The 8788-nt window shown below is 64.7% G+C and carries 9 protein-coding genes and 1 pseudogene; 4 read left to right on the top strand and 6 right to left on the bottom strand.

Annotated elements, in window-relative coordinates; all coding sequences use genetic code 11:
• The first annotated feature begins 78 nt into the window (after positions 1 to 78).
• The gene (locus tag ACNA7R_RS08390) at positions 79 to 267 is read left to right on the top strand and encodes a hypothetical protein (protein ID WP_416283113.1); all 189 of its coding nucleotides are present in this window, start codon (positions 79 to 81) and stop codon (positions 265 to 267) included.
• An 81-nt stretch (positions 268 to 348) separates the two neighbouring features.
• On the opposite strand, the gene ACNA7R_RS08395 is transcribed toward ACNA7R_RS08390, so the two are convergent.
• On the bottom strand, positions 349 to 588 hold the full coding sequence (locus tag ACNA7R_RS08395) for a hypothetical protein (RefSeq protein WP_416283114.1): 240 nt from the start codon (positions 586 to 588) through the stop codon (positions 349 to 351).
• 357 nt (positions 589 to 945) lie between these two features.
• Between ACNA7R_RS08395 and ACNA7R_RS08400 the strand changes: the two genes are divergently transcribed.
• On the top strand, positions 946 to 1302 hold the full coding sequence (locus ACNA7R_RS08400; RefSeq protein ID WP_416283115.1) for a hypothetical protein: 357 nt from the start codon (positions 946 to 948) through the stop codon (positions 1300 to 1302).
• Positions 1303 to 1305: 3 nt separating this feature from the next.
• On the opposite strand, the gene ACNA7R_RS08405 is transcribed toward ACNA7R_RS08400, so the two are convergent.
• A complete protein-coding gene (locus tag ACNA7R_RS08405; protein WP_416283122.1) occupies positions 1306 to 2478 on the bottom strand; it encodes an MFS transporter in 1173 nt (390 codons plus the stop codon).
• Between the two features lie 244 nt (positions 2479 to 2722).
• Between ACNA7R_RS08405 and ACNA7R_RS08410 the strand changes: the two genes are divergently transcribed.
• Positions 2723 to 3166 carry a hypothetical protein gene (locus ACNA7R_RS08410; RefSeq protein ID WP_416283116.1) on the top strand — a complete coding sequence of 148 codons (444 nt, stop codon included), beginning with the start codon at positions 2723 to 2725 and terminating at the stop codon, positions 3164 to 3166.
• 23 nt (positions 3167 to 3189) lie between these two features.
• Here the strand turns inward: ACNA7R_RS08410 and ACNA7R_RS08415 are convergent, their stop codons facing one another.
• Together ACNA7R_RS08415 and ACNA7R_RS08420 are read right to left on the bottom strand one after the other, a co-directional pair.
• A complete protein-coding gene (locus tag ACNA7R_RS08415) occupies positions 3190 to 5184 on the bottom strand; it encodes a serine hydrolase domain-containing protein (RefSeq protein WP_416283117.1) in 1995 nt (664 codons plus the stop codon).
• Between the two features lie 47 nt (positions 5185 to 5231).
• On the bottom strand, positions 5232 to 5393 hold the full coding sequence (locus ACNA7R_RS08420) for a hypothetical protein (RefSeq protein ID WP_416283118.1): 162 nt from the start codon (positions 5391 to 5393) through the stop codon (positions 5232 to 5234).
• 254 nt (positions 5394 to 5647) lie between these two features.
• On the opposite strand from ACNA7R_RS08420, the gene ACNA7R_RS08425 reads away from it, so the two are divergent.
• Positions 5648 to 6439: a class I SAM-dependent methyltransferase gene (locus ACNA7R_RS08425; protein ID WP_416283119.1), complete on the top strand. Its 792-nt coding sequence runs from the start codon at positions 5648 to 5650 to the stop codon at positions 6437 to 6439.
• 41 nt (positions 6440 to 6480) lie between these two features.
• Here the strand turns inward: ACNA7R_RS08425 and ACNA7R_RS08430 are convergent, their stop codons facing one another.
• Together ACNA7R_RS08430 and ACNA7R_RS08435 are read right to left on the bottom strand one after the other, a co-directional pair.
• Positions 6481 to 6666, bottom strand: coding sequence for a hypothetical protein (locus ACNA7R_RS08430; protein WP_416283120.1), 186 nt, complete (start codon positions 6664 to 6666; stop codon positions 6481 to 6483).
• A gap of 572 nt (positions 6667 to 7238) precedes the next feature.
• Positions 7239 to 8552, bottom strand: a pseudogene (locus tag ACNA7R_RS08435) (RNA-guided endonuclease InsQ/TnpB family protein).
• Between the last annotated feature and the right edge of the window lie 236 nt (positions 8553 to 8788).

Raw genomic sequence — 8788 nt, forward strand, 5'->3', positions numbered from 1 at the left:
GTCGTCGCCGACCGATCGACGACTCGCACCGTACTAACTGTCAATAATATAATTAGACCCGATATCGTACGGTAGCGTATGGGTGAGGAGGAACGACGACGGATGGCGGTCTGTACCGCGTGTGGATCGGCCTACGCTGCCAGAGTCGCGTCGGACGGGACGGTACAGCCGATCGGATCGAAGGACGGCTGTCGTTGCGGCTCGAGCGAGTTCGAGGTGGTCGAGGGGTCGACCGACGTCGGCCGTCGAGAGGAGGAGTTCGATTGATCATCCGGGCCCGTAGCGCGGACGTCGGTCAGTTCCCGGCGGACGGACGGTTACGCCTCGAGGCGTTCGGCCTCCCCGCACCTACTCGAGTGACCGCCGAACCGTCTCGTCTTCGGTGAGTTCGTCGTCCGTCTCCTCGAGCAGGGCGACGACGTCGGTCTCGAGGTGGTAGTATTTCGTCGTTTCCGGGAGCTGCTCGCGCCGACTGGGTTCGTCCCTGATACAGCGGATCCACGTGCCGTTCGTCCGCTCCAGCACCACGATTTCGTCGAACGGAACGCTCCGTCCGTTTCGCAGGTCGACGGTGAATGTCCCCACCATGTTTTTTTAGTGGAACTTCTAGGGTTTTGTTCTATTGGCTACTTTCGTAGCTTGAGAGCTTTTACTAATGATTATATAGCGACAGAAAACCTGTGCCGACGCCCGGCTCCGGGCGTTCGTTTCGTCGTCCTCACGACGCCGGGACCCGATCGACGCTGCAGCCTACTATTGCAGCCGGCCTCGAGAGTCGGCGAACGAGCCGGAAGTTGCTGTTTCCCGTCCAACTGAGATCTCTGCACGCCGATCGTACGACGGTTGGACGATCGGCTGCACAGTAACGTTCAGTGGCTACGACAGGTATACCAACGTAATTTGACCGAGCTGTTTTTGGACCCACCCGCGGAGTCCCAGTCAGAGATGGACCGGACGGAGGCACTCGCCGTGCTCGCCAGCGCCGACCGCCAGCTCGTCCTTCACGAACTGACGGAGCGCGACGGCACGGCGACGCTCGAGGACCTCTCGCGGAGCGTGGCCGCCCGTCGGCACCAGCTCCCGCTCGAGGACCTCGACGATCGGAAGGTCGAACGTGCCCGAGACCGATTGCGACACACGCACCTGCCGAAACTGGCAGAGAGGGGAGTCATCGACTCGAGCTGGGAGGAAGCGGTATCGCTCGCGGACGGGGAGAGTACGGATCGCGTGTTCGGCCTCTCCGAGGAACTCGACTGCTGGCCGCCGGACGATTCGCTGGGAGACCCGTCCCGAAGCTGGTAGTAGCTAATAACCCAACTCGAGCGCCCAGTTCGCGACGAGCGCGGTAAACGTCAGCGCGAACAGGCCGGCGAGAACGAGGAAGGAAACGCCCCAGCCGAACAGGTCCGCGAACAGGCCGACGCCGACCGAGCCGGCGGAGCCGACGACGGTGTACACCGTACGGACGAGGCCGAAGCCCGCGCCGCGTTCGGTGTCGCCGAACTGATCGAGAAATCGCGGATCGAGCGCCGCGAAGAAACTCGAGCCCAGCCCGGCCAGCAACACGGCGATTCCGACCGTGACGAGCCCCGGCCCGACGACCATCCCGAGGACGCCGACCGTCCCCGCGAGCATCGCGATCCCGATCGCGAGATCGCGGCCGTACCGGTCGGAGAACTCGCCGAGGATCGACTGGCCGACGGTCCGAACGACGAAAAACGCCGAGAAGGCGACGCCGGCCAGCGTCGCGGAGTAGGCGTGGTAGTCGATCAGGAAGGTCGGTAGGAAGGTGAGCAGCCCCTGGACGATGAAGGTCCCGAGCATGGCGATGCCGAGCGTGAACGCGATAGCCGGCCGCGTCACCAGTTCGCGAAGCGCCGCGAGCTCGAACCGGTCGCGCATCGGCTGGTCGGGCCGTCGTGGCTCGGTCGAACGCACCCGCAGGGCGAAGAGGGCGAACACGGGGAGGCCGACGAGCAACGCGAGCGCGACGGCCGGGCGCCAGCCGTACCGGGTGCCGACCCAGGCCGCAGCGACGGGCGCGACCAGCCCCGCGAGCGGGCCGCCGATCGAGTGGATGCCGACCGCGCGACCGAGTTCGTCGTACGTCCGCGACAGCAGCGTCGTCGCGACGGCGTAGTGCAGGCCCGCGACCAGCCCCAGGATCACGGCGAACAGGACGAACGCCGGAAACGCGGGCGCGAACGCGAGCAGGAGGCTGGCCAGCGCCGTCCCGCCGACGGCGACGAGGATCACCGGCTTCTCGCCGTACCGATCCCCGAGGACGCCGCTGGGGAACTGCGAGAGCCCGTAGGCAAGCCACATCCCCGAGAGCGCGAACCCGATCTGGGTGTTCGAGACGTCGAAGTCCGCGGCGATAAACGGAATGACCGGGCTGATCGCCATTCGGGCGAAGTACGTCACGAAGAAGGCGAGCAGACAGAGCGCGAGAACCGTCGTTCGATACCGCCAGCGCATGATGGGGACGTCGATCACTTCTCCGGCGGACCCATAAGCCCGCTGAATCTCGGCCGGCTCGGGACAACACCGGATTACCGACGCCAGCCGCGCGACCGACTCGAGGTCGTTCCCTCGAGCCGCGATCCGGAAATCCCGCGATACTCGTCGCTCGTCGGTCGCTCGAGTCGGTGTACTCACCGGTTACTGAAGCGCGAGACCGCCGAATCGGATGCTTCGACCGGGTCCCCGCCGGTCCGTTCCAATGGCTCCCGCAATCGTCCACTTTCTGGTCGGCGCAGTGCTCGTCCTTCTGCTCGTCACACCGCTGGCGCTCCGGTACCGACTTCCGATGTGGCTGCCGCTGTGGCTCGTCGCGGTCGGTGGACTCTGGGGGCTGCTTCCGGACGTTCACCATATCGCCCCGGTGTACGAGACCCAACTCTACGCGTTCCACAACTCCCAGTGGGCCGACCTGTTCGCGTTCCACTACACGCTCGATCGGCCGGCGGTCCGCGCTCGGTACAACGAGAGCATCTTCTGGTCGATCGTCCTCTTTCTCGGCGCCAGCACGGCGTTTACGGTCGCAACCGCGGCGAACGCACGGACCGCCGTCGACGAGACGCCCGCGCCACACCTCGTGGCGCTGGCGACCGCGACGATTCCCGCGCTGTTGTTCGTCGCCGCGACAGTGGGCGGGCCGTTGTAGTCCCCGAGTCGCCGCCGCCCCCGTTAGAACGCCGCCGCGGTCAGCAGGTTCCAGTACCACAGCTGCGAGACGAAGACGAGCAACGCGAACGCAAGCGCGGTCAGATACGCCAGCCCGAGCGGCGTCGTCGAACTCGCCTCGAGATCCCGTGCTGCGACCACCCGGTACCACTCGAGGCCGACGAACGCCAGCGCGGCCGCCGTTACGAGCGGAACTCCGAGCAGGAGCGCGAGGGTGAGCCGCAGCCACGGCGTGTAGCCGTAGACGAACTGGTTCGGGTCGGCGGCCCCGTTCGCGAGCAGGCCGACGACGAACGCGACGAGGAGGCCGGCGCCGGCGAGGATCGACAGTCGCGGGCGGGTGAGGTGGGTGCGCATTCGTCCCCACCTGCGGTTGCGGTACGCGCTGATCGGCCAGACGACGAGCGTCGAGAGTACCGTGCCGAGCGCGACGACCGCCAGGCCGAGCTGGACCGTCGCCGTCTCGTACCACGACACCGCCTCGTACGGAGCCGCGGGCGCATCCGTGTAGAGGGTGCCGTCCTCGATGGCCAGCCTCGAGGTCAACATGGCGTCGTCCTCGTCGGGATCGGGCGCGAAGACGCCGGGCTCGAGTTCGACCCAGCGGGTCTCGCCGCCGAGCAGGGGCGATCCCAGCTCGAGGTACCCCTCGTCGGTCACGGAGACGTGGTAGGCGTCGGCGAGCCCGACGAGCTTCTCGGGGGTCGTCTGGAACGCGGTGCTCCGGTACTCGCCCTCGTACTCGGCCGCGCGGTCGGCGGTGTCGGGATCGGGCTCGAGGCTTCCATCCCCCGCATCGCCGTCGAAGCGCTGCTCGATGAACCCGTCGAGGACGTCCGCCAGGCCGGCACCGGAGCCCGCCGTGTTGAAGCTCGCGTAGAGCGCGACGTCGTGTTCGGGGAACAGGCCGAACAGCGTGTTGAAGTACTCGGTGCCGCCGGTGTGCCAGGCGAGGGCCTCGCCGCCGCGCTCCCCGAGCATGTAGCCGTAGCCCACGCCGCCGACGTCGGGGTGGTTCGTCGCCCGTTGCTCGAGCATCGCCTCGGCCGATTCGGTCTCGAGAACCTGCTCGTCCTCGAACGCGCCGTCCTGGAGCGCCGCGATCGCGAAGTTCCCCATGTCGGTCGCGGTGGCGCTCATCGAGCCCGCCGGGGGAACGCCGACGATGACGGGATCGTCCGTCTCGAACCCGTCCTCGGTCGGAACGTGGCCCTGTGAGACCGGCTCCAGTTCGTCGGGAACGGGCTGTTCGAACGTTGCACCCTCCATCGCCAGCGGGTCGAACACCTCGCGGTCGACGGACTCTTCGAACGGCTCGCCGACCGCCTCCTGGACGACCAGCGCCGCGAGCCCGGTGCCGTGGTTGGAGTAGGCGACCGTCTCGCCTGCCGGTCTGACGTGGGCGGGCAGCTCCCGCTCGAGTTTCGGTTCCCAGTCGGCGGCTTTGGCGTAGTCGTCGACGAACAGTCCCTGGAGGCGATCCTCGTACCCCGGAGTGTGGGTTCCGAGCTGCTCGAGGGTCACCTCGTCCTCGCCCTCGACGGAGTAGTTCTCGAGGTAGGTGCCGACGGGCTCGTCGAGTTCGAGGTCGCCGTTCTCGACGCCCTGCATCACCGCCGTCCAGACGGTCAGCTTCGCGACGGAGCCGACCATGAACGAGGTCTCGTTCGGATCGACCGGGGTTTCGGCCGCGGCGTCGGCGTCGCCGTACCCCTCGGCGTGGACGAGTTCGTCGCCCTCGACGACCGCGACCGACGCGCCCGCGACGTCGTGCTCGTCCATCGCACTCTCGATCAACCGATCGACCTCGGTAGCGACGACCTGCTCGTCCGAGTCGGTAGCGTCACCCGTTGACGACGGCGTGTGGATGCCGTCGCCGAGTGGGTCGGCCGTCGTGCCGTCGCCGGACTGGGCCATCACCGTCCCGACGACCGGGCCGACGAGCCCGCTTACCAGAAGTAGGCAGACGATTCCCGCCAGTACCCTCCCTCGAGCCATGAGCTACGAACGCCGGCCTGCGAAAAAACGGTACGGGTCGTTGACGGTTAGATCTCGACGGCGCCGATCCACCGATCCTCGCCGTGGACCGGACAGAACGACTCGTGGTTCCGCTGGCAGTTCGGGTCCATACACCAGCCGCACTCGCAGACGCGCTGCAGGGATCGATCCGGGATCGTCCGTCTGCAGAGGGTACATCGGACCTTCATATATGGTATCACGCTACACTGTACCATAGGAGTATCCCTTCCTAGAGGGATACTTTCATCTTTTTGTTCCAGCATAATACTGCGTTTCGGCATCCGGATGTTACCTCGAAACGCCACGCTCTCGGCCGATTCGCCCCTCGGCTTCGACACGGAGGGGGAAGAAAACCCCGCGCTTCCGCTGGGCGAGTCACGAACGCACGTCACAACTCGGTGAACCCGAACGGATAGGGTGCCCGCTACGGTAGCATCCGACGATGACGCCCCCTCGAGACGACTGGGACGCGACCGCCTACGACGACGACCACTCGTTCGTCTACGAGTACGGCCGGGACCTGCTCGAGGTGCTCGAGCCGACCGCCGGCGAGCGCGTGCTCGACCTCGGCTGCGGGACGGGGGAGCTGACGGCGGCGGTCAGCGACGCGGGCGCGACCGCCGTCGGACTCGACAGCTCCGCCGAGATGATCGCGACCGCCCGCGAGGCCCACCCCGATTGTTCGTTCGTTCGCGCCGACGCGACGACGTTCGACGCCGACGAGCCGTTCGACGCCGTGCTCTCGAACGCGGCCTTACACTGGATCAACGACCAGGCCGCCGTCCTCGAGACCGTCCGGAACGCCCTTCGGCCGGGCGGTCGCTTCGTCGCGGAGCTGGGCGGGACCGGCAACGTCCGAGCGATCGTCGATGCGCTCGAGGTCGAACTCGCCGACCGGGGGTACGACGCCGCCGATCCCTGGCACTTCCCGTCGATCGGCGAGTACGCGCCTCGGCTCGAGGCCCACGGGTTCGAGGTGCGCTCCGCACAACTGTTCGACCGACCGACGGAACTCGAGAACGGTGAGCAGGGACTCGCGAACTGGATCGAGATGTTCGGCGGCGAGTTCTTCGAGGACGTGTCCGACACCGAGCGCGACGCGATCCTCGAGGCGGTCGAGGACCGACTCCGCCCGGCGCTGTTTCGCGACGGCTCGTGGGTCGCCGACTACCGACGGCTTCGCTTCGTCGCGATTGCGGACGCGCTCGAGGAGGAGCAACGGGAGTTAAGATAGGTATTTCAGGAAGAATAGGTGGCTACTGGGAATTTTGCAGATCAGGTAGCTACCGACGAGACGAGCAGGGAGCCGACGTACACCAGGAGGGCGAGCACGGCCAGCGAGACGATGGTGCTCACGACCCACGTTACGAGCCCGAAGACGAGCGCGACGAGCTCGAGGACGAGCCAGAGGACGACGATGCCGGCGACGGCGAGGCCGACGATCCGAAGTGGACGCGTCATGCCTAGGGATAGCGCTGGATTCGACATGAGTGTTTTCGCCGACCGACGAGCCACGCCGGCCAGACCTATCGGCTCGCACGACGACGAGCGCAAACTCGGTCCGATTCCGGACGAGCCGACAGCTCGTCCCGGCCATTCTATACGATTCTAGTACACTACTGAAAGCATGTAGGATAGATCGTACTGACCTCAGGTTAGCGCTACGGACACCTCAGTAGTTACCTATTACACCTCTCCCTTGGAACGAATCTTCGTAGATAGGGCGATATACGATAGGAGGTGGCCTGAATACCGACCGATCCGGAACGGATCCGATAACGGTGAAACCGATTGTATACCCTTCTGCTCCGAGGAGGATATAACAAATTTTCGATAGTAGTGGGAAAATATCCGTTTACATATAGGTATCGAGTCGGTCGACGAACCCGAAACGTCGGTTCGGCGATCGATCGATGTTCTCGAGCGGACGGAACCGTCCGATCGCACGCGGTGTCCGCCCCGGTCGTGTGGAGGTCGTCGAAACCCCGGACGAATAACAAACCGCTACGGTCAACTACCCCACCCTACTTCGCTCACCCTGACGGGTTCGCTCGTGGAGGGTGGGGCTTGTCCATGAACTCGGCCTCAACCCCTTCCGGGTGGGCGGTAAATCCGCCACTTGGCGTTGACGAGACGCGTCGCGTCTCGTTCGCACATCAGGTTTCTGCGAAACCTGAGGACGTCACTGTTCCAGACTTTAGGGCAAGCTGACTGTTGCCCGTCCGCCGAGACGACTGTTGGCCCCGACGGACATACCGAATCCCGATGTTCTTCGCTGCGTTGTAATCCGCGTTCGCTTCCGACTCGCACTTCACGCACCGGAAGTCGTTTCGGGTCGGGCGGTTCTCGTCTGCTGTGAAACCACACTCTGCGCACCGCTTCGAGGTGTACGCCGAACCCACCTGCTTCACCGAGATTCCTTCGGCTTCGGCCTTGTACTCCACTTGCTCGTAGAGTGTTCGGAACGCCCACTTGTGACCCCACGACGCTCCGGTTCGGTCGCGGATGTGAGTCAGGTCCTCGAACACAATTACGTCACAGTCGTACCGGAGTGCTTCGTCTACGATGGCGTTCGACGCCCGGTGTAGTACGTCACGGACGTAGCGAAGTTCGCGGTCACTCGACTGTTCGAGCGTTCGGTGGGCGCTTCGCGTCCCGGTCTGTTGGAGTCCGGCACGTACCTTCTCGAACTCGCGGAGGTTGTGAGTCAACTCTCGCCCGCTGAAGAAGTAGGCGGTGCTTGTGACGGCGAGGTTTTCGATACCGAGGTCAACCCCGAGAACCGTTCCGTCCTCGGCGGTGTTCCGCTCGGTGTCATTCTTGTGTCGGCGGAAGCCGATATGTAAGTGGTAGTCGCCATCACGGGCGGTGAGCGTACTTTCCGTGACGCTCCACTCGTCTGAATCGAGGTACTGCCGTTGGTAGCCATCGTCGGCGTCGGGTAGAGCAAGATCACACCGGACGCGACTCTCCGTGGTGGAAAGCGACACCGTATCGTCATCAAACAGCGTCATAGTCCGAGTATCGTACCTCACCGTGGGTGCGGTGAAGGTCGGTTTGCTCACCTTCTTGCCTTTCGACCGACGTTCGATACAGCCGGTGATGGCTTGTGCAGCTTGGTGGGTGGCGAGAATCGAGTGCTGACTACCGAGGTCGGTGTGTTCGCGTACGTCGTCGTAGGCGAGGGGTTGTACGTCGCTTTTCGCGCTACACGTTCCCCACGCCATATCCGTGGCGATTTGGCAACCACGCTTCCACTCGGAGAGAGTATCTTCGAGGAGGTCGCGTTGCTCGTCCGTAACCTTAAGACGAGTGATTGCCGTCCGACGCACGTAGTCGTCTGCCACAATTTCAATGTGGATAGATGGCTACTTATAGATTGGTGCATGTGACCGATGCGAACGCGCTCCTCCCCTCCCTACTCGCTCCCTCCGGTCGCTCCTTGAGGAGAGCGCGGAACCGAAGGTTCCGCTGACCATGCGAACGGCGAAGCCGTGAGCAGAAGGGGACTCCGCGCGACCGCTACATTGAAGCCCGCAATCGAGAAAGACGACCTATGTCCGAATCGAACGCTGTCGAACGA

Source organism: Natronococcus sp., assembly GCF_047921035.1.
Taxonomy (GTDB): Archaea; Halobacteriota; Halobacteria; order Halobacteriales; family Natrialbaceae; genus Natronococcus.

What these genes read in the sequence shown, in the direction of transcription:
- ACNA7R_RS08415 (WP_416283117.1), bottom strand. Translation starts at nt 5,184, where the DNA reads ATGGCTCGAGGGAGGGTACTGGCGGGAATCGTCTGCCTACTTCTGGTA.
- ACNA7R_RS08425 (WP_416283119.1), top strand. Translation starts at nt 5,648, where the DNA reads ATGACGCCCCCTCGAGACGACTGGGACGCGACCGCCTACGACGACGAC.
- ACNA7R_RS08430 (WP_416283120.1), bottom strand. Translation starts at nt 6,666, where the DNA reads ATGACGCGTCCACTTCGGATCGTCGGCCTCGCCGTCGCCGGCATCGTC.
- ACNA7R_RS08420 (WP_416283118.1), bottom strand. Translation starts at nt 5,393, where the DNA reads ATGAAGGTCCGATGTACCCTCTGCAGACGGACGATCCCGGATCGATCC.
- ACNA7R_RS08405 (WP_416283122.1), bottom strand. Translation starts at nt 2,478, where the DNA reads ATGCGCTGGCGGTATCGAACGACGGTTCTCGCGCTCTGTCTGCTCGCC.
- ACNA7R_RS08400 (WP_416283115.1), top strand. Translation starts at nt 946, where the DNA reads ATGGACCGGACGGAGGCACTCGCCGTGCTCGCCAGCGCCGACCGCCAG.
- ACNA7R_RS08390 (WP_416283113.1), top strand. Translation starts at nt 79, where the DNA reads ATGGGTGAGGAGGAACGACGACGGATGGCGGTCTGTACCGCGTGTGGA.
- ACNA7R_RS08410 (WP_416283116.1), top strand. Translation starts at nt 2,723, where the DNA reads ATGGCTCCCGCAATCGTCCACTTTCTGGTCGGCGCAGTGCTCGTCCTT.
- ACNA7R_RS08395 (WP_416283114.1), bottom strand. Translation starts at nt 588, where the DNA reads ATGGTGGGGACATTCACCGTCGACCTGCGAAACGGACGGAGCGTTCCG.